Genomic DNA, 19,376 nt, shown 5'->3' with positions numbered 1-19,376 from the left:
CCTTTTCTTATTTCTTGTCTTTCACTTCCTCGAATTCCGCGTCGACCACCTCGCCTTCCACGGGCTTCTCGCCACCGGGGCGGGCACCGGATGGCTCGCCGGCCGAAGCCTGCTGCCCGCCCTGTTCCTGCGCGTACACCTTTTCCGCGAGTTTTTGCGACGCCTCCGCCAGGGCCTGGGTCCTGGCCTCGATGGTACCCTTGTCGTCGGACTTCAATGCCTCTTCCGCCTCCTTGAGGGCAGTTTCGATCCGGGCTTTCTCATCACCATCGAGCTTGCCTTCGTGCTCCTTCAGCGTCTTCCTCACCGAATGGATCATTGCGTCGCACTGGTTGCGCGCCGTCACGAGTTCCAGCACGCGGTGGTCGTCAGCAGCGTGGGCCTCCGCATCCTTGACCATGCGCTGCACTTCCTCGTCCGACAGGCCGGAGCTCGCCTGGATCTTGATCTTGTTCTCCTTCCCCGTCGCCTTGTCCTTGGCCGACACGTGCAGGATGCCATTCGAATCGATGTCGAAGGTCACCTCGATCTGTGGCATGCCGCGCGGTGCGGGAGGAATGTCGCTGAGGTTGAACTGTCCCAGGCTCTTGTTTCCGGACACCAGCTCGCGCTCGCCCTGCAGCACGTGGATGGTCACCGCGGTCTGGTTGTCCTCCGCCGTGGAGAATACCTGCTGGGCCTTGGTGGGAATGGTGGTGTTCTTCTGGATCAGCTTGGTCATCACGCCGCCCAGCGTCTCGATCCCGAGGGACAGCGGCGTCACGTCCAGCAGCAGCACGTCCTTCACCTCGCCCTGCAGCACGCCGCCCTGGATCGCCGCGCCCACGGCCACCGCCTCGTCCGGGTTCACGTCCTTGCGCGGCTCCTTGCCGAAGATTTCCCGTACCTTGTCCTGCACCTTGGGCATGCGGGTCTGCCCGCCAACCAGGATGATGTCGTCGATGTCGGACAGCTTCACGCCCGCATCCTTGACCGCGATGCGACAGGGCTCCACGGTGCGCTCGATCAGCTCCTCCACCAGGCTTTCCAGCTTGGCGCGGGTGATCTTGACTGCCAGATGCTTGGGCCCGGAGGCGTCCGCCGTGATGTAGGGCAGGTTGACCTCGGTCTGCTGGCTGGAAGACAGCTCGATCTTGGCCTTCTCCGCCGAATCCTTCAGCCGCTGCAGCGCGAGCATGTCCTTCTGCAGGTCGATGCCGCTCTCCTTCTTGAATTCGTCCACGAGGTATCCGATGATGCGCGAGTCGAAATCCTCGCCGCCGAGGAAGGTGTCGCCGTTGGTGGCCAGCACTTCGAACTGGTGCTCGCCCTCCACCTCCGCGATCTCGATGATGGAGATGTCGAACGTCCCGCCGCCCAGATCGTACACCGCCACCTTGCGGTCGCCTTCCTTCTTGTCCATGCCGAACGCCAGGGCCGCGGCGGTGGGCTCGTTGATGATGCGCTTGACCTCCAGGCCGGCGATGCGCCCGGCATCCTTGGTTGCCTGGCGCTGCGAGTCGTTGAAGTAGGCGGGCACCGTGATGACCGCCTCGTTCACCGCCTCGCCCAGGTAGTCCTCGGCGGTCTTCTTCATCTTCTTCAGCACCTGCGCCGAGATCTCCGGCGGCGCCACCTTCTTGCCGCGTACCTCGACCCAGGCGTCGTTGTTGTCGGCCTTGATGATGCTGTAGGGGACCATCTTGATGTCGCGCTGCACCATGTCCTCGTCGAAGCGGCGACCGATCAGGCGCTTGACCGCGAACAGGGTGTTCTTGGGGTTGGTGACGGCCTGCCGCTTGGCGGAAGCACCCACCAGGATTTCACCGTCCTCCGTGTAGGCAACGATGGAAGGGGTGGTGCGCGCACCCTCGGAATTCTCTATCACCTTGGGCTTGCCGCTCTCCATGACCGCCACGCATGAATTGGTGGTACCCAGGTCGATGCCGATGATTTTTGCCATGAATTTGATCCTTCTAGTGATTTAAGACCGAATGATTCGTGAAATGGGGGTTTCCGCAGGAATTTCAAGTCAGGCGTCGCGCGCCTTGGAGACCGACACCAGGGCCGGCCGGATGACCCGATCATTCAGCAGGCAGCCCTTCTGCATCACCTGCACCACCGTGTTGGGAGCAAGCTCGGAATCCACGGTGCATATGGCCTGGTGCAGATGCGGATCGAACTTCTCGTGCAGCGGATCGATCAGCCGGATGTTGAACTTGTCGAAGACGGTGACGAGTTGCTTGAGCGTCAGCTCCATGCCGCTCTTGAAATTCTCGACCGTCGCATTTTCCACGGCAAGCGCCGCATCCAGGCTGTCCACCACCCCCAGCAGCTCGGCCGAGAAATTCTCGATGGCATACTTGTGGGCATTGGCGATATCTATCTGGGCACGCTTGCGGATGTTTTCCGCATCTGCCTTGGCACGCAGCCATGCGTCATGGTGTTCCCGCGCCTCCAGTTCCGCTTGCCGCAGCATCTGCTGCAGGCTTGGGGTCGACTCGGCTGCCGCACCCTCCGCCGCCGCCGTAGTAGCGGTGATATCTGCATCGCGGGTATCGGTCGCTCCGGGCTGGTCTGTCGTGGTCGGGTCGGACGAGGGCTGCTGCGTGCTGTGTGCCATGGGATTTCTCCTGATTTCGATTCGGCTTATATCGGGATGCTTTCAGGGATTTCAAGAGCCGGACGAGAACTGCGCCAAGCATGAGACATGCAGGGCCGCCGCGTCTCCGGAAGCGATGCGAGGGGAAGAGAATCGTCAACTGCCCATCTTGCGAGCCAACGCCACGGCGTTCCCCAGATAGGTACGCGGCGTCATCTCGCGCAGACGGCTTTTCTCGGTTTCCGGAATGGGCAATCCGTCGATGAATTCATGGAGCGTATCCCGGGTGATGCCATGCCTGCCCCGCGTCAGCATCTTCAGCTGCTCGTAGGCGTCGCGTACGCCATGGCGGCGCATCACCGTCTGGATCGGCTCCGCCAGCACTTCCCATGCGTTCTCCAGGTCTTCCTCCAGGCGCATCGGGTTCACCTCCAGCTTGCCCAGGCCCCGGCTGCATGCATCATAGGCAAGCAGCGTATGCGCCAGGGCCACACCCATGTTGCGCAGCACGGTGGAGTCGGTCAGGTCGCGCTGCCAGCGCGATACGGGCAGCTTCTCGCTCATGTGCCGCAGCAGTGCATTGGCGATGCCCAGATTGCCTTCCGAGTTCTCGAAGTCGATCGGATTGACCTTGTGCGGCATGGTCGATGAGCCCACCTCGCCCTCCCGCTTCTTCTGCCTGAAATAGCCCAGCGAGATGTACCCCCATACGTCACGGTCGAGATCCAGCAGCACGGTGTTGATCCGTGCATAGGCGTCGAACAGCTCGGCCACGGCGTCGTGCGGCTCGATCTGCGTGGTGTAGGGGTTGAACTCCAAGCCGAGTCCCTCCACGAAGTTCCGCGCAAGCGCTTCCCAGTCGACATCCGGATAGGCCGCGAGGTGGGCACTGTAGTTGCCCACCGCACCGTTCATCTTTCCCGGAATGGCTACGGCGGCGAGGCGCGCGCGCCCGCGTCTGAGACGATGAATGACATTGGCAACTTCCTTGCCCATCGTCGTGGGCGTGGCGGGTTGCCCATGGGTGCGTGACAGCATCGGCAGGTGCGCCAGTTCGCGCGCCATGCCGGCCAGCAGGGCGATAATCCCATCCAGAGCCGGCAGCATCACCCGTGCGCGGCTATGCGCCAGCATCAGCCCGTGCGCCAGATTGTTGATGTCTTCCGACGTGCACGCGAAATGGATGAATTCCGCCACCCTTCCCTGACCGGCGCCTTCCGGCAGATGCTTTCTGAGCCAGTATTCGACCGCCTTGACGTCATGGTTGGTGCCCGCCTCGATGTGCTTCACCGCTTCCGCATCGGCCTCGGAAAATCCCTCCGCCAGGCCGTCGAGCCGCGCAATCGCAGAGGCAGGAAAAAAAGAGTCTCCGCCAATGGCGGGCACGCGGGCAAGCGCCTTGAGCCACTCGACTTCCAGCTGAACCCGATATCGGATCAGGGCGAACTCGCTGAAACATGATCGCAAATCCGCGACCTTGGCGTAATAGCGCCCGTCGAGAGGGGAAAGTGCAGTCAGGCGGGACGGATTCATGGCAAGGCTGTCCGGAGCGCAACCGGCGGCAGTCCGTCATGCACAGCCGCTGGCGACGCCGGGGAAATCGAACCGGGAAATTCCATGCAAGTATTTCCGGCATGAGTATATGCCGACAGGCATAGTTTAGCACGGCATGCCGGCAATCCGCCCATTTGCCGATGGCCGGCCGCAAATTCCGATGGAACAGGGCTTTACGGGCGCATCCCGGCCCTGCGGCTCCGGCCGGCCGGAGCCCGGAGCGCCATCCCCGGGGAAAACCGATATAATACGCGCCAGATCATCCCTGCCCGGAACCACCATGAAGCTCATCGGATCACTCACCAGCCCCTACGTGCGCAAGGTACGCATCGTTCTGGCGGAGAAGCGCATCGGCTATGATTTCGAGGTCGACAGCCCGTGGGATGCGGAAAATCACGTAAGCCATCACAATCCGCTGGGGAAGATACCGGTGCTGATCCTGGACGATGGCTCCAGCCTGTTCGACTCGCGCGTGATCGTCGAATACCTCGACAGCGTCAACCCTGTCTCCCGGCTGATTCCGGAACCCAACCGGCATCGCATCACCGTGAAGCGCTGGGAAGCCCTGGCGGACGGTATCTGCGACGCCGCCGCCGCCGTGTTTCTCGAGCGCAGGCGGGTTGCGGCCGAGCAGAGCCCGGACTGGATCTCGCGCCAGTTGACGAAGGTCACGCAAGGTCTCGCGGGCGCTGCTCGCGAACTGGGCGACAGGAAGTGGTGCGACGGCAACGCCTATACGCTGGCCGATGTCGCGCTCGGCTGCACGCTCGGCTATCTGGCGTTCCGTTTTCCCGAAATCGAGTGGCGCACCACCTCCCCCAATCTCGCGGAACTCTCGGACAAGCTGGAAAAACGGGCGCCATTCATGGAAACGGCACCGAAATAGCCGAACCGGCGGGCGCAGGCAAATCCCACGCTCCTCATGTCTGGGCGATCACGCCGCCCCCCAGGCACACCTTGCTTTCATAGACGACGACCGACTGGCCCGGCGTGACCGCCCACTGCGGCTGGGCGAACTCGATCCGGCAGCGCGTCCCGTCCAGGGAGGCAATGGCGCAAGGCGCGTCCGTCTGGCGATAGCGGGTCTTGGCCGCGTATACCCAGTTGCAGCGCGGCGCGCGGCCGCCGATCCAGGCGAGATCGACGGCGTCGAGCGCCTGGTGGAACAGCCCGGGATGCTCGCGGCCCTGAACCACGATCAACACGTTGCGGGCCACGTCCTTGCCGGCCACGAACCATGGCTCGCCGCTGTGCCCCCTCGTGCCGCCGATGCCCAACCCCTGGCGCTGGCCGATGGTATAGTACATCAGGCCGATGTGTTCCCCCATCAGGATGCCCTCCGGCGTGCGCATTTCCCCCGGCTCGTGCGGCACGTAACGGTTGAGGAATTCCCGGAACGGCCGCTCCCCGATGAAGCAGATGCCGGTGCTGTCCTTCTTCGAAGCATTCGGCAGCCCATGGTCGCGCGCGATCCTGCGCACGTCGCGCTTGTAGAGATGCCCGATCGGGAACAGCGCCCGGGACAGCTGCGCCTGATCCAGGCGATAAAGGAAGTAGCTCTGGTCCTTGGTTCCATCCTCGCCCTTCAGCAGCTGGAATCCATCGCCGGCTTCACGAACCTGGGCGTAGTGGCCGGTGGCGATGCGATCCGCGCCCAGGCCGATCGCGTGATCGAGAAAGGCCCGAAACTTGATCTCGGCGTTGCACAGGACATCCGGGTTGGGCGTCCGGCCGGCCTTGTACTCGGCCAGGAACTGGCTGAACACCCGTTCCTTGTATTCCACCGAAAAATTCACCGCTTCCAGGGGAATGCCGATGACATCCGCCGCTGACGCTGCGTCCAGCAGGTCCTGGCGGGACGAGCAGTAGTCGTCGGTATCGTCGTCCTCCCAGTTCTTCATGAACAGCCCGACGACGTCATAGCCCTGCTGCTTCAGCAGCAGGGCGGCGACCGATGAATCCACTCCGCCAGACAGGCCGATCACCACGCAGCGCCTATTCATCGCTCCTCATCGCTTCTGCCGACACTCACGATCAATCGCAGTGCACAATGACGTCCAGAGGAAAGTGCGTGCCCGACAGATGGTCCTCGATACATCGCAATACCAGCGGGCTGCGATGGCGATCGGACATCTCACGGATCTCGTCCATGCCGAACCAGGCCGCACGCACGATTCCCGTATCCAGCTGCCGGTGCGGATCATGATCCGTAACCCGGCCGGAGAAGGCAAAGCGCAGGTAGACGACACCGTCGGCCGGGGAACGCCAGCGGTAGATGCCCAGCAGCCACTGCGGAACGAAGGCATAGCCGGTTTCCTCCAGCGTCTCCCGCACGGCGCCTTGAAGGATGGTTTCATCCGGCTCGAGATGTCCTGCCGGCTGATTGAGCAGGATGCCCTCGCGCGTCTGCTCCTCCACCAGAAGGAATTTTCCGTCTCGCTCGACCACGGCCGCCACCGTGGCATTGGGCTTCCAGATCATGATCCTGGACGGCGGTGCCGGGCCGGCCGGACTGGAGGATGACACATGTTGCCGCTTCGCTCCCGAACGCAGGTAAAATGGCTGGCCCGGGGAGTCCGGGACAGCACAACCCGTACAATTTTACCACCGTTGCCGCCACTTCTTACCAGGGAGACATCATGCACCAGCACATCGAGGCGCCTGCCGAAGGCGAGAAAATCCGGGTCAATGCCGATTTTTCCCTGAGCGTGCCGGAGCATCCCGTGATTCCGTTCATAGAAGGTGACGGCATCGGTGTGGACATCACCCCCGTCATGAAACGGGTGGTGGACACGGCGGTCGAACGCGCCTACGGCGGCCGGCGCAGGATCTCGTGGATGGAAATCTACGCCGGCGAGAAGGCGAACCGCGTCTACGGCAGCAACGTCTGGCTGCCCGATGAAACGCTGCAGGCAGCGCAGGAGTATGTCGTTTCCATCAAGGGGCCGCTGACCACGCCGGTCGGCGGCGGCATCCGCTCCATCAATGTCGCCCTGCGTCAGCAACTCGATCTCTACGTGTGCCTGCGCCCTGTGCGCTACTTCCAGGGCGTGCCGAGCCCGGTCAAGCACCCCGAGAAGACCGACATGGTGATTTTCCGCGAAAACTCGGAGGACATCTACGCCGGCGTCGAGTGGGAAGCGGGGACCCCGGAGGCAAGGCGGGTCGTGGATTTTCTGGTGGGCGAGATGGGCGTCAGGAAGATACGCTTTCCACAGACGTCGGGGATCGGCATCAAGCCGGTCTCGAGCGAAGGCACCGAACGCCTGGTGCGCAGGGCGATCCAGTATGCCGTCGACAATCACCGGCGCTCGGTCACGCTGGTGCACAAGGGCAATATCATGAAGTTCACCGAAGGCGCGTTCAAGAACTGGGGCTATGCCCTGGCGGCCAGGGAATTCGGGGCCCAACCGCTGGACGGGGGGCCGTGGATGCGGTTACCGGAAAATGCGGGTGGCATCGTCGTCAAGGACGTGATCGCCGACGCCTTCCTGCAGCAGATACTGCTGCGCCCGGAAGAATACGACGTCATCGCCACCCTGAACCTGAACGGGGACTACATTTCAGACGCCCTGGCGGCGCAGGTGGGTGGCATCGGCATCGCCCCGGGGGCCAACCTCGGCGACGGGGTCGCCATGTTCGAGGCGACCCACGGCACCGCCCCGAAATACGCGGGGAAGGATCAGGTCAACCCGGGATCGCTCATCCTGTCGGCGGAGATGATGCTGCGGCACATAGGCTGGAACGAGGCCGCCGACCTGATCATCAGGGCAATGGAGGGAGCCATAGGCGATCGCGTGGTCACCTACGACTTTGCGCGCCTGATGCCGGATGCGCGCAAGGTCTCGTGCTCCGCATTCGGAGAAGCGCTGGTTGCCGGGATGGCATGAGGCTCCGCCATCCCGCCCCGCTGATCCGCTCCGCCCTTTTTCCGCGAGGAACCCCCCAAAAAAAAACCCTTGTAGGCAAAAGCCACAAGGGTTTTCGTATAATCCTGTAGTGACGAACTGGCGCCGCTCGAGGCGACGGGAACGAACGCTGGACCTAGGCGGATTGGATATTCGAAGCCTGCTTGCCCTTCGGGCCCTGGGTGACCTCGAAGCTCACCTTCTGGCCTTCCTTGAGTGTCTTGAACCCGGACATGTTGATGGCGGAAAAGTGAGCGAACAAATCCTCGCTGCCATCATCCGGGGTAATGAAACCAAAACCTTTGGAATCATTGAACCATTTTACTGTACCTGTTGCCATTATTGCTTCCTATTAAAAAAATCGGGCCGGAAACCCGCATACTGTTTGAGTTTCAAGACCGCAAAACGGCATAACCGGTACTGCAGAGAACTTGAAGCCAAACGCCAAGAGCCGTTTTACGCAAATCCGAAGTTCAAGTCAAGTAGTTATGCACTTATTTTAGATGAAGCGCGGTAGAATAATTATTTGGGGGTACTTGAATATTTCGGTGCAATCATCAAATATATCGATGGAAAGCGCGTCCCGCCGGGCATGCTGGCCGGGGGCGGTAGAACGGGAACCATGACATGGCGACAAGGGATCATGAGGATGTTGTGCTGGAGGCCAAAAGGAGTAAACTCAAGCCGCCGCCGATGTTCAAGGTGATACTGCTCAACGATGATTTCACTCCCATGGACTTCGTGGTGGTCGTGCTCCAGACCTTCTTTTCCATGAACCGGGAGCAGGCGACCCAGATCATGCTTAAGGTGCATCTGGACGGCGCAGGTATCTGTGGGGTCTACCCCAACGATATCGCTGTCACCAAGGTCGAACAGGTGGTAGCATTTGCAAGACAGCATCAGCACCCTCTCAGGTGCGTGATGGAGGAGACGTGAAATGATCGCTCAGGAGCTGGAAGTCAGCCTGCACATGGCCTTCGTCGAGTCGCGCCAGAAACGCCACGAGTTCATCACCGTGGAGCATCTGCTGCTGGCGATGCTCGACAATCCCACTGCCGCGGAAGTGCTGCGCGCCTGCTCGGTCGACATCGACGACCTGCGCAAGCTGCTGACGGAACATGTGGCCGAGAACACACCGACGGTGGGCGGCAGCGGCGAGGTCGACACCCAGCCCACGCTCGGATTCCAGCGGGTCATCCAGCGCGCCATCCTGCACGTCCAGTCCTCGGGCAAGAAGGAAGTCACCGGCGCCAACGTGCTGGTGGCGATATTCGGCGAGAAGGATTCCCACGCGGTGTATTTCCTGCACCAGAAAGGCGTGACGCGGCTCGACGTGGTGAACTACATCTCCCACGGCATCAGCAAGGTGCCCCAGGGCAGCAGCGCAAAAACGGACAGCGAAGGCGATGCCGAGCAGGATCAGGGACTGGGCGGCGCGCTGGAAAGCTATGCGGTGAACCTGAACACGCAGGCGCTCTCGGGCAAGATCGACCCCCTCATCGGGCGCGAGAAGGAACTTGAGCGCCTGATCCAGACGCTGTGCCGCCGCCGCAAGAACAACCCGCTGCTGGTGGGGGAAGCCGGGGTTGGCAAGACCGCCATCGCCGAGGGCCTGGCGCGCCGCATCGTGGAGCATGAGGTACCCGACGTGCTGGCGCACCATCAGGTGTACGCCCTGGACATGGGTGCGTTGCTGGCAGGCACCAAGTATCGCGGCGATTTCGAGCAGCGCCTGAAGGCGGTGCTGAAGCAACTTCTGGATCACTCCAATGCCATCCTGTTCATCGACGAGATCCACACCCTGATCGGCGCGGGCGCTGCTTCGGGCGGCACGCTGGATGCTTCCAACCTGCTCAAGCCGATCCTCAATACCGGGCAGCTGAAATGCATCGGCGCCACCACCTACAGCGAATTCCGCGGCATCTTCGAAAAGGATCATGCCCTGTCGCGCCGCTTCCAGAAGATCGACGTGCCGGAACCGAGCGTGGAGGAAACCGTGGCCATCCTGCGCGGACTGAAACCGCGTTATGAAGCCCACCACGGGGTCAAGTACACCGCCGTGGCGCTTTCCACTGCTGCGGAACTGGCGGCGCGCTTCATCAACGATCGGCACCTTCCCGACAAGGCGATCGACGTCATCGACGAGGCGGGCGCGGCGCAGCGCATCCTGCCGAAGTCCAGGCAGCGCAAGATCATCAGCAAGCATGAAATCGAGGAAATCATCGCACGAATCGCCCGCATCCCGGCGCGCAACGTCTCGAGCGATGACCGGAACACCCTCAAGACGCTGGACCGTGATCTCAAGGCGGTCGTGTTCGGCCAGGACAAGGCCATCCATGCCCTGACGCGGGCGATCAAGATGGCGAGAAGCGGCCTGGGGAATCCCCAGAAGCCGGTCGGCTCGTTCCTCTTCTCCGGTCCCACCGGCGTCGGCAAGACCGAGGTAGCACGGCAGCTGGCCTACGCCCTGGGGATCCACCTGCACCGCTTCGACATGTCGGAGTACATGGAGCGGCATGCCGTGTCGCGACTGATCGGCGCGCCTCCGGGATACGTCGGCTTCGATCAGGGGGGACTGCTCACCGAGGCCATCATCAAGCAGCCTTACTCGGTGCTGCTGCTGGACGAGATCGAGAAGGCACACCCCGACATCTTCAATATCCTGCTGCAGGTGATGGACCATGGAACCCTGACGGACAACAACGGGCGCAAGGCGGATTTCCGCAACGTGGTCATCATCATGACCACCAACGCCGGGGCCGAGTCGCTCAGCAGGACGTCCATCGGGTTTACCCGCTCGGCGCAGGCGGGAGACGAGATGGCAGACATCAAGCGCATGTTCACGCCGGAGTTTCGCAACCGGCTGGACGCGATCATTTCCTTCGGCGCGCTGGATCGCGACGTCATCCTGCGCGTTGTGGACAAGTTCCTGATGCAACTGGAAACCCAGCTGCACGAGAAGAAGGTGGAGGCAGTGTTCACCGATGCGCTGAGGGTCTACCTTGCCGAACGCGGGGTCGATCCGCTCATGGGCGCCCGCCCCATGGCGCGCCTCATCCAGGACACCATCCGCAGCGCGCTGGCGGACGAGCTTCTGTTCGGCCGGCTCGCCGATGGCGGCAAGGTCACGGTGGATATCGACGCCGACGAGAACCGGGTCAAGCTCCGGTTCGAGAAGGACGAGCAAGAAGCCGCCCTAGCCTAGCCGCGGGGCGGTATAGCCGGGTCCCCCGGGGCGGGATCTGGTGCGTCACCATGCGGGTGGATCAGCCCGCAAAAATCCGCTTCGCGATGTAGCCCAGCGCCTCTTCCACCTGATCGACCAGGATCAGGCATAGCTCGCCCGCCTTGAGGCTGGCAAAAGCGGCGTCGATCGCCATGAACTCGCCGCGGATTTCCTTGATATCCCGGGCGCGGCTCGCATTCGCAAGACCCTGTCGCAGCAGACCGAGCACCTCTCCGTCCATCCGTCCGCGCTGGCACCGATCCTGGTAGAGCACTACCTCGTCGAAGGCGTCCCCCAGAATCCGCGTCTGCTGGCGGATGTCCTCGTCACGACGGTCCCCTGCACCGCTGATGACGACCGAGCGCCGCTTGGCCGGCATGCCGTCGATGGCGCGTACCAGGGCGCGGATGGCGTCGGTGTTGTGGCCATAGTCTGCAATGAGGGTGGCGCCGCGATGGGTGAACAGGTTGAAACGGCCCGGCGTCGTCCGCACGTCACCGGCGAATGCGCCCAAGCCCGCCTGGATGGTCTTCCAGCCCAGGCCAAGCCCCCACCCCGCACCTGCCGCGGCCATCGCATTCTCGATCTGGAAGGCGATGGCACCCTCCTGCGTGACCGGCACCCGGTTCAGCGGAAGCCGGTATTCGCCGCCCGGCCCCGTGGCAATCATGGCCTGGCCTTCGAGATGGAGAGTGCGGCCATGGCGGGCGCGATGCGTGGCAATGACGGGATTGTCGGAACGGAGAGAGAAATAGATGATCGAACCCGGGCAATGCTCCGCCATACGGGCCACCAGCGGATCGTCCGCGTTCAACACCGCCACGCCGGTACCGGGTGTCACGTTCTGGACGATGATCCGCTTTACCGCCGACAGCGCCTCCGCCGTATGGATGTGCGCCAGCCCCAGGTGGTCGCCCATGCCGATGTTGGTCATTACCGCGACCTGACAGCGGTCGAAGCCCAGTCCCTCCCGCAACAGGCCGCCGCGGGCGGTTTCCAGCACCGCTGCCTCCACATCGGGGTGGAGCAGTACCTTCCTCGCACTCTTCGGCCCGCTGCAATCGCCCGTGTCGATGCGACGGCCGTCGATGTAGACACCGTCCGTGCTGGTCATGCCGACCCGCCGGCCATCCTGGCCCAGGATGCTGGCAATCAGCCGCGTCGTGGTGGTCTTGCCGTTGGTCCCGCTCACGGCCACGACCGGAATGCGCCCGTTGTCGCCGGCGTCGAACATGCTGGCGACGATGGCCTCTCCCACCGCACGCGCCCTGCCGTACGCCGGTTGCAGGTGCATGCGCAATCCCGGTGCGGCGTTCACTTCAATGATGGTAGCGCCGGATTCGCCCGGAGGCTCCGCCACGCTGGCGCACACCACGTCGACGCCACATACGTCCAGGCCCACCATTTGCGCGGCGGTCTCGACACATGCGGCAAGCTCGGGATGCACTTGATCGGTCACGTCGGTGGCCGTGCCGCCGGTCGAAAGATTGGCATTGCTGCGTAACAGGACGCGTGCGCCCGCAGGAAGAATGGATTCCGGAGTCAGTCCCTGCGCCGTCAGATACCTCAAAGCGATGTCGTCGAAGTGCACCCTGGTCAGAGCGCTGGCATGATCCTCGCCGCGCCGTGGATCGCTGTTGATTCCCTCCACCAGTTCACGGATGCTGTGCATGCCATTGCCGGTCACGCCGGGCGGGTCGCGCCTCGCCGCCGCGATCAGCCTGTTGCCGACGACCAGCATGCGATGGTCGTGCCCCGGCACGCAGCGCTCCACCAGCACATCGTCGCTCACTTCAGCGGCAATGGCGTAAGCTGCCTCCACCTCCTGCCTGCCGACGAGATCGACGCCCACACCCCTGCCCTGGCCGCTGTCCCTGGGCTTGACGACCACTGTCCCGCCGATCTCGCACGCCGCCTTCCAGGCGTCACGGGCGCTTTCCACCGGCCGACCCTCCGGCACCGGCAATCCGGCGGCGCGCAGCAGCGTGCGCGTCAACTCCTTGTCCTGCGCGATGGCCTCGGCCACCGCTCCCGTGGCGCCTGTCTCGGCAGCCTGGATGCGCCGCTGCCTGCAACCCCAGCCCAGTTGCACCAGACTGCCGTCGGTGAGGCGATGGAAGGGTATGCCGCGCGCCGTGGCGGCGTCGACGATGGCCCGCGTACTCGGACCCAGCCGTATTTCCTCGTTCAATCCCTTCAGGCGCGCAACCGCGCCCAGCAGATCGAAGACCGCATCGTCGGCTGCGGCCCGGCACAGCGCCTGCGACAACTCCACCGCCAGCCTGCCGACCGCTTCCTCGCCGTACTCGACGACGACCTGATACACCCCCGCCTCCAGGGTCTCCACGGCATGGCTGAACACCACCGGGCAACCCGCCTCCATCTGCAGGCCCAGCGCGGCACGCTCGAATGCATGCACCATGACGGGGATCCCCTGCCGATGCGCAGGCTCCAGCAGAGATATGCCAGGAAATCTGCGGCACACCCGTTCCCTTAGACCGGCCGCCACATCGCCGCGATACGTGGCGGCATCGCACCTCACGACCGCCTCCAGCGCCGTACGGCGGCCCCAGAGATTGGGACCGCGCAATGCGTACAGACGGGATATTTCCATCAGGCCCCCGTCCCCGCTCATCGCGCGTCAGGAAGCACCGGCATCGTGCAACGGGTATCCGTCCCATGCATCGGTAGCCACCCCGATCCCTCCGCGCAGGTGCGCAAGCGGAATACCCAGCGCCCAGCCCGCCGCCACCGCGGCAAGCACGTGCTCGATCGCGCGGGAGCCGCCATCCCTTTCCTCCTGCCGATGCCGCAGGAAAGGCACATCGGCCAGGGCGGCCAGCGCCATTTCGATGCAGCCGGTGATCAGCATGATGTATCCATCGCGCACGCTCACGACCCGGTTGCTGGGGAAATCCGCCAACGTCGCGGTGCCGCCGGAACGGTGAGCCTCGACTGCCGGCGACTCCGGGTCGAGCGCGAAGTAAATCACCTCGCCATTGCACAGCGCTGCCATCTCGACCAGCAGCGGTTCATCCGCATTCAGCACCGCCGCCCCCGACGGCAGCACCACGTCCACCTGGGTGCGCAGGATGTCGAAAACCTGCCTCGGCGTCCGGATGCCGTGACGCCTGTAGTGCCGGCGCATATCGATGCCGGTGACGATGCCGACCTGGCATCCATCGTAGGCCAAGCCCTCGGTCAGCATGCTGTCGCATCCGTTCTCGCAGACCGCGGCCTCGATCCCCCGATGGATCATGAGGTTGCAGGCTGCCTGCCGGTTGGCATGATCACCTTCGCTGATCCGTGTCCCGCCGAGATGGAATCCGTCGCTGCACGCCAAACCCGTGCGCCTTCCCGTCGATGCCAGCAGGCGGGCGACCAGATGTGCCACGGCGGTCTTGCCGCAGCTGCCCGTGACGCCCACGATGGGGATGCGCCCGTCGTGATCCGGGAACAGATGGTCCACGATCGCCTCACCCACAGGGCGAGGTGTCCCTACCGCGGGCTTGATGTGCATCAGCAGACCCGGACCGGCGTTGACCTCGACGATGGCCCCCCCCTGTTCGGAGAGCGGCAGGGAGATGTCACGGGTGACCAGATCGATTCCGGCGATGTCCAGACCCACGATGCGGGACGCAAGCACAGCGGTGGCGGCAGTGCTCGGATGTACCTCGTCGGTGACGTCGAAGGCATGGTTGCCGTTACGCTGGACCAGGACTTCGAGACCAGCGGGCGGTGTCGAATCGATGGAGAAACCCTGGCGGGCAAGCTCCATGACCGTCACCCCATCCACCCCCACCAGGTTGAGCGGGTACTCCTCGCTCGCGCCACGACGCGAGTCGGAATTGATCTGATGGACGATCAGTTCGCGCAGGGTCGACCTGCCGTCACCTCGAACCGATACCGAATCACCTCGGCTTGCGGCGACGAGCCGCCCGCCCACCACCAGCAGGCGATGCTCGGTACCCGGGATGAAGCTTTCCACCAGCGCGCCGCTCCCCTGCGCCAGGGCGGCATGAAATGCCGCCTCGACCTGCTCGCGCGTGGCGAGCTCGATGAAGACCCCGCGTCCATGGTTTCCGTCCCGAGGCTTGACGACGACCGGCAAACCGATCTCTCGGGCGACCTCCCAGGCGTCGGCGGCACTGCTGACGACGCGACCCTCCGGCACCGGAATGCCGCAGACGCGCAGCAGCGACTTGGTAAGCTCCTTGTCGCGTGAGATGCCTTCCGCAATCGCCGGGGTGCGATCGGTTTCTGCGGTCCAGATGCGCTGGCTGCGCGCTCCGTAGCCAAGCTGAACCAGATTGCCTTTCTCCAGCAGGCGAATGGAAGGAATGCCCCGGCGCATCGCCGCCTCGACGATGCACGCGGTCGAGGGACCGAGCCAGCACGCGTCGACCTTTTCTCGCAGGCTCTCGACGACCCCCTCCACGTCGTAACGAGTCCCGGCCGGCCATTCCGGATCCATCGCCGCCAGTATCAGTTCGCGCGCCATCGCCAGGGCGTCGCGCGCAATACCGTCGTGCCACGCACTCACGGCAACCTTGTATACACCCCGACGCGGTGTTTCGCGGGCACGCCCGAACCCACCGGGCATGCCGGCCAGGTTCTGCAACTCCAGCGTGACGTGCTCGAGGATATGAGCAGGCCAGGTGCCCTCCTGCAGCCGCCGCAGGAATCCTCCCCGCTCGCCATAGCTGCAGCGATGGTCGATCAGGGAAGGCAGCCAGGCGGAGAGCCGCTCGTACAACCCCGGGATGGTGTTGGAAGGAAAATCCTCCAGATCGCCTATATCGACCAACGCCTCCAGCACCGGGCGGCAGCTCCAGACATTGGGGCCGTTCAGGTGCCGTATGGCAAGAAACTTGATATTCCTCCGGCTGTCGGCAGGATGTAAAGCCTTATCGGGGCAGCTCGCCATGAAGTCACGCAACACGTGGATTGGGCCGGAACTCCACTGCCGCCTTCAGGCTCATGAACCGTCTGCAGGCCGGAACGACATGGACAGCGAAGCCCCTGAAAATACAAGCATATGTCATGCCAGACATTATTTATAATACTAAACAATAACTTATCATGGTCACATTGAATGTCATCCGGGTGAGAATGTCGCGACTCGCCGACAGGGAAAATTGTCTCCAATGACAACTACCTGAAACATAATGGATATGCCATGTCTCCAGATGGAGACATGGGTCGTTCGGCCTGTGCTGGCGCCCCGAGCGTGAAATATTCGTCACAGGAAACGATCGAGCACCCTGCGGCTGAAGGAATCGAGCGCTTCCGAGTCACGCACCAGGAACTGTATCCCGTGGCTGTCCACGATCAGCAGGCTGGGAATGGAGAGGCGCCGGATGCTCTCCTCCCCCCTCAGGATGAAGGAAGTCGGACCGCGATCCGTTTCCACGCTCCAGACATTGGGGGTGACGAAGCTCGAAACCCCCAGGATGCGGATGATCTCAGGGATGAACTCGCGCTCCGCCAGATCGGCTTCGACCAGCCCGTGCAGCGCCTCCGGCAACCGGCTCAACCGGTCTATCCATGCCAGTTCATGCCCCTGCCGGTCGACCAGCGCGATGCCGCTGCCCGGAGCGGTGACCGGAAAGGCCCGCACACAGGCCACCCCTACGTGGAGTCCGCCCTCCGCATCGGTCAGGATCAGCCGTCCGAAGGCGTCCCGACTCAACTCGTATCCCATCCCTGCGCTCATTCGTACTTTTCCCCGGCGTCCCGGGCCATGTCGACGCGGGGCACCCCGTTCTCGGCATCGACGTTGCGCACCTGCGCCTGATACAGGTGGTAATAGGCCCCCTCCCGCGCCATGAGTTCGGCGTGGCTGCCGGTTTCGATGACGCTTCCCCGATCGAGCACGATCAGCCGATGGGCACTGCGCAGCGTCGAAAGACGATGGGCGATGGCAATGGTGGTACGGCCGCGCACGAGATTCTCGAGCGCCTTCTGGATTTCCTGTTCCGTGGCGGTATCGACGGAGGAGGTGGCCTCGTCCAGGATCAGAATGCGGGGATCGATGAGCAGCGCACGCGCGATGGAGATGCGCTGCCGCTCCCCTCCGGAGAGCGCCTGCCCGCGTTCGCCCACCAGCGAGTCGTAACCATGCGGCAGACGCAGGATGAACTCGTGGGCATGCGCGGCGCGCGCGGCGGCGACGATCTCTGCGCGGCTCGCTTCCGGCTTGCCGTACGCGATGTTCTCGGCGACCGTGCCGAAGAACAGAAAGGGTTCCTGCAGCACCAACCCGATATGCCTGCGGTATCCGGTGATCGACAGGGAACGGATGTCGTGGCCGTCCAGGAGGATCGCGCCTGCAGTCACGTCGTAGAAACGACAGATGAGATTGACCAGCGTGCTCTTGCCCGAACCGCTGTGCCCCACGAGGCCCACCATCTCCCCCGGTTCGATGGTCATGTCGACATCGCGCACGATGCTGCGGGTGCCATAGCGGAATCCGACTCCCTGCAATTCGAAATGCCCTCGGACTCCCGCCAGGCGTACCGGCTGCGCAGGCTCCGGCACGCTGGAAACGTGGTCGAGAATCTCGAAGATACGCTTGGTGCCAGCCGCCGCCTTTTCCGTGAAGGAAACGATCCGGCTCATCGAATCGAGCCGCAGGTAAAAGCGGCTGATGTAGGCAAGAAAGGCGGTGAGCACACCGACCGTGACCTCGTTTCGCGAGACCTGCCAGATGCCGAATATCCATACCACGAGCAAGCCCGCCTCGGTCAGGAGGGTAATGGTAGGGGTGAATAGCGCCCACACCCCGTTGACCCGGTCATTGACCTCGAGATTGCGCAGATTGGCCGCACGGAAACGCTCCGCTTCACGCTTTTCCTGCGCAAAGGCCTTGACCACGCGTACGCCCGGAATGGTGTCTGCCAATACGCTGGTAACCTCGGCCCATACGCGGTCCACCTTCTCGAAACCGGTGCGCAGCCTGTCGCGCACCTGATGGATCAGCCACGCGATGACCGGCAGCGGTGCCAGCGTGGCCAGCGCCAGCCAGGGATCGATCGAGACCAGTATGACGACCGTCATGCCCATCATCAGCACGTCGGTGGCGAAATCCAGCAGATGCAGCGACAGGAAGAGATTGAGGCGGTCCGTTTCAGTACCGATGCGCGCCATCAGGTCACCCGTGCGCTTGCCGCCGAAATAGGCATGCGAGAGCCCGAGCAGGTGCTCATAGGCGGCCGTGCGCAAGTCGGCGCCGATGCGCTCGGAAATCCGCGCCAGGGTATAGGTTCGCGCCCAGCCCAGCCCCCAGGCCAGGATCGCGGCGGCCAGGAGGCCGGCAAGGTAGGACGCGACCAGCACGGGATCGATCGGTTTGCCGTTCTGATGGGGAATCAGCACGTCGTCCATCAGGGGCATGGTGAGGTAGGGCGGCACCAGCGCGGCTGCGGTGCTGCCCAGCGTCAGGAGGAACCCCGCGAGCAACTGCCGTCTGTAGGGCCGGGCGAAACGCCACAGGCGAAACAGCACCCGGGCCGAAGTCGGCGCATGGGCCCGGGTTCCGCAGGCCGCGCATACGTCTTCACCGGGCAACAGCGGAACCTCGGGTATCCTGTGGCAGCCGGGACACACCGGGTCCGCGAGCGGCGGCGCCTCCGCGAGCCGCCCGTCGCGCCCTATCGTGAAACATTCGACCAGCCGACCGACCGCGGCGGCGCGGCTGCCCAGCGTGTAGCGCCAACTCCCGAGCCGGGCAGCCCTGTCGACGAGTTCGAGCATGCCGACGCCGTGATGGTCACGGTGGATCAGTGCCAGTTCCGACCGGTACTCCCATGTCCGCCAGTCCGAACCTGCCTCATCCGGATCCGGGCTCGCCTGCATGCGCCGATCGGTCACGACCACCAGTCCGGAAGCGTAGCGCAGTCGCGTATCCAGATCCGTTTCCAGCCAGGCCAGCACCTGCTCGCCGGGAAAGAGGCGGGATGCGACCTCGTCCGCCCAGGCACCGGGCAGCGCAGGCAGCACAGCGTCCGGCAGGACGCCGGCGGATACACCTGGGGCGGATGAAGCCACCATCATCAGGGAAATGGATCGTTCGCCTCAGTCTGGGTGGGTAAAGGCAGGGGTCTGG

The 19,376-nt window shown here is 63.6% G+C and carries 14 protein-coding genes; 4 read left to right on the top strand and 10 right to left on the bottom strand.

What is annotated here, in order from left to right; all coding sequences use genetic code 11:
- Positions 1-7 precede the first annotated feature (7 nt).
- The 3 genes from dnaK to purB all read right to left on the bottom strand — a co-directional run bounded on the left by dnaK (position 8) and on the right by purB (position 4,114).
- Positions 8-1,942 carry a molecular chaperone DnaK gene (gene dnaK, locus BT108_RS01605; protein WP_072292773.1) on the bottom strand — a complete coding sequence of 645 codons (1,935 nt, stop codon included), beginning with the start codon at positions 1,940-1,942 and terminating at the stop codon, positions 8-10.
- Between the two features lie 69 nt (positions 1,943-2,011).
- Positions 2,012-2,602 (bottom strand): nucleotide exchange factor GrpE, encoded by a 591-nt coding sequence (grpE, locus tag BT108_RS01600; protein WP_072292772.1) that lies wholly within the window; start codon positions 2,600-2,602, stop codon positions 2,012-2,014.
- A gap of 135 nt (positions 2,603-2,737) precedes the next feature.
- Positions 2,738-4,114: an adenylosuccinate lyase gene (purB, locus tag BT108_RS01595; protein ID WP_072292771.1), complete on the bottom strand. Its 1,377-nt coding sequence runs from the start codon at positions 4,112-4,114 to the stop codon at positions 2,738-2,740.
- 301 nt (positions 4,115-4,415) lie between these two features.
- On the opposite strand from purB, the gene BT108_RS01590 reads away from it, so the two are divergent.
- Positions 4,416-5,021 (top strand): glutathione S-transferase, encoded by a 606-nt coding sequence (locus BT108_RS01590; protein ID WP_072292770.1) that lies wholly within the window; start codon positions 4,416-4,418, stop codon positions 5,019-5,021.
- 34 nt (positions 5,022-5,055) lie between these two features.
- Here BT108_RS01590 and mnmA read toward each other — a convergent pair whose 3' ends face one another.
- Positions 5,056-6,138 (bottom strand): tRNA 2-thiouridine(34) synthase MnmA, encoded by a 1,083-nt coding sequence (gene mnmA / locus BT108_RS01585; RefSeq protein ID WP_072292769.1) that lies wholly within the window; start codon positions 6,136-6,138, stop codon positions 5,056-5,058.
- A gap of 31 nt (positions 6,139-6,169) precedes the next feature.
- Positions 6,170-6,616 carry an NUDIX hydrolase gene (locus BT108_RS01580; RefSeq protein WP_072292768.1) on the bottom strand — a complete coding sequence of 149 codons (447 nt, stop codon included), beginning with the start codon at positions 6,614-6,616 and terminating at the stop codon, positions 6,170-6,172.
- 158 nt (positions 6,617-6,774) lie between these two features.
- On the opposite strand from BT108_RS01580, the gene icd reads away from it, so the two are divergent.
- Entirely contained in the window at positions 6,775-8,025 is a 1,251-nt protein-coding gene (gene icd / locus BT108_RS01575; RefSeq protein WP_072292767.1) for an NADP-dependent isocitrate dehydrogenase, read from the top strand.
- 154 nt (positions 8,026-8,179) lie between these two features.
- On the opposite strand, the gene BT108_RS01570 is transcribed toward icd, so the two are convergent.
- Positions 8,180-8,383, bottom strand: coding sequence for a cold-shock protein (locus BT108_RS01570; RefSeq protein ID WP_004174375.1), 204 nt, complete (start codon positions 8,381-8,383; stop codon positions 8,180-8,182).
- Positions 8,384-8,670: 287 nt separating this feature from the next.
- Here BT108_RS01570 and clpS point away from each other — a divergent pair, with 287 nt between their 5' ends.
- Positions 8,671-8,979, top strand: coding sequence for an ATP-dependent Clp protease adapter ClpS (gene clpS / locus BT108_RS01565; RefSeq protein ID WP_072292766.1), 309 nt, complete (start codon positions 8,671-8,673; stop codon positions 8,977-8,979).
- Position 8,980: 1 nt separating this feature from the next.
- Positions 8,981-11,248 (top strand): ATP-dependent Clp protease ATP-binding subunit ClpA, encoded by a 2,268-nt coding sequence (clpA, locus tag BT108_RS01560; protein ID WP_072292765.1) that lies wholly within the window; start codon positions 8,981-8,983, stop codon positions 11,246-11,248.
- Between the two features lie 61 nt (positions 11,249-11,309).
- Here clpA and cphA (BT108_RS01555) read toward each other — a convergent pair whose 3' ends face one another.
- From cphA (BT108_RS01555) to BT108_RS01540, 4 genes are all read right to left on the bottom strand, one after another.
- Complete coding sequence (gene cphA, locus BT108_RS01555; protein ID WP_072292830.1) at positions 11,310-13,883, bottom strand: cyanophycin synthetase; 2,574 nt, start codon at positions 13,881-13,883, stop codon at positions 11,310-11,312.
- A gap of 27 nt (positions 13,884-13,910) precedes the next feature.
- The gene (cphA, locus tag BT108_RS01550; protein ID WP_072292829.1) at positions 13,911-16,196 is read right to left on the bottom strand and encodes a cyanophycin synthetase; all 2,286 of its coding nucleotides are present in this window, start codon (positions 16,194-16,196) and stop codon (positions 13,911-13,913) included.
- A gap of 315 nt (positions 16,197-16,511) precedes the next feature.
- Positions 16,512-16,985 carry a cyanophycin metabolism-associated DUF1854 family protein gene (locus BT108_RS01545; protein WP_072292764.1) on the bottom strand — a complete coding sequence of 158 codons (474 nt, stop codon included), beginning with the start codon at positions 16,983-16,985 and terminating at the stop codon, positions 16,512-16,514.
- On the bottom strand, positions 16,982-19,324 hold the full coding sequence (locus tag BT108_RS01540; protein ID WP_255369565.1) for a cyanophycin metabolism-associated ABC transporter: 2,343 nt from the start codon (positions 19,322-19,324) through the stop codon (positions 16,982-16,984). The genes BT108_RS01545 and BT108_RS01540 overlap by 4 nt, the downstream gene beginning before the upstream one ends.
- Positions 19,325-19,376 lie beyond the last annotated feature (52 nt).

The sequence above is a fragment of the Nitrosovibrio sp. Nv17 genome, assembly GCF_900119085.1.
Taxonomy (GTDB): Bacteria; Pseudomonadota; Gammaproteobacteria; order Burkholderiales; family Nitrosomonadaceae; genus Nitrosospira.
This window is presented reverse-complemented; position numbering and strand designations above follow the sequence as displayed.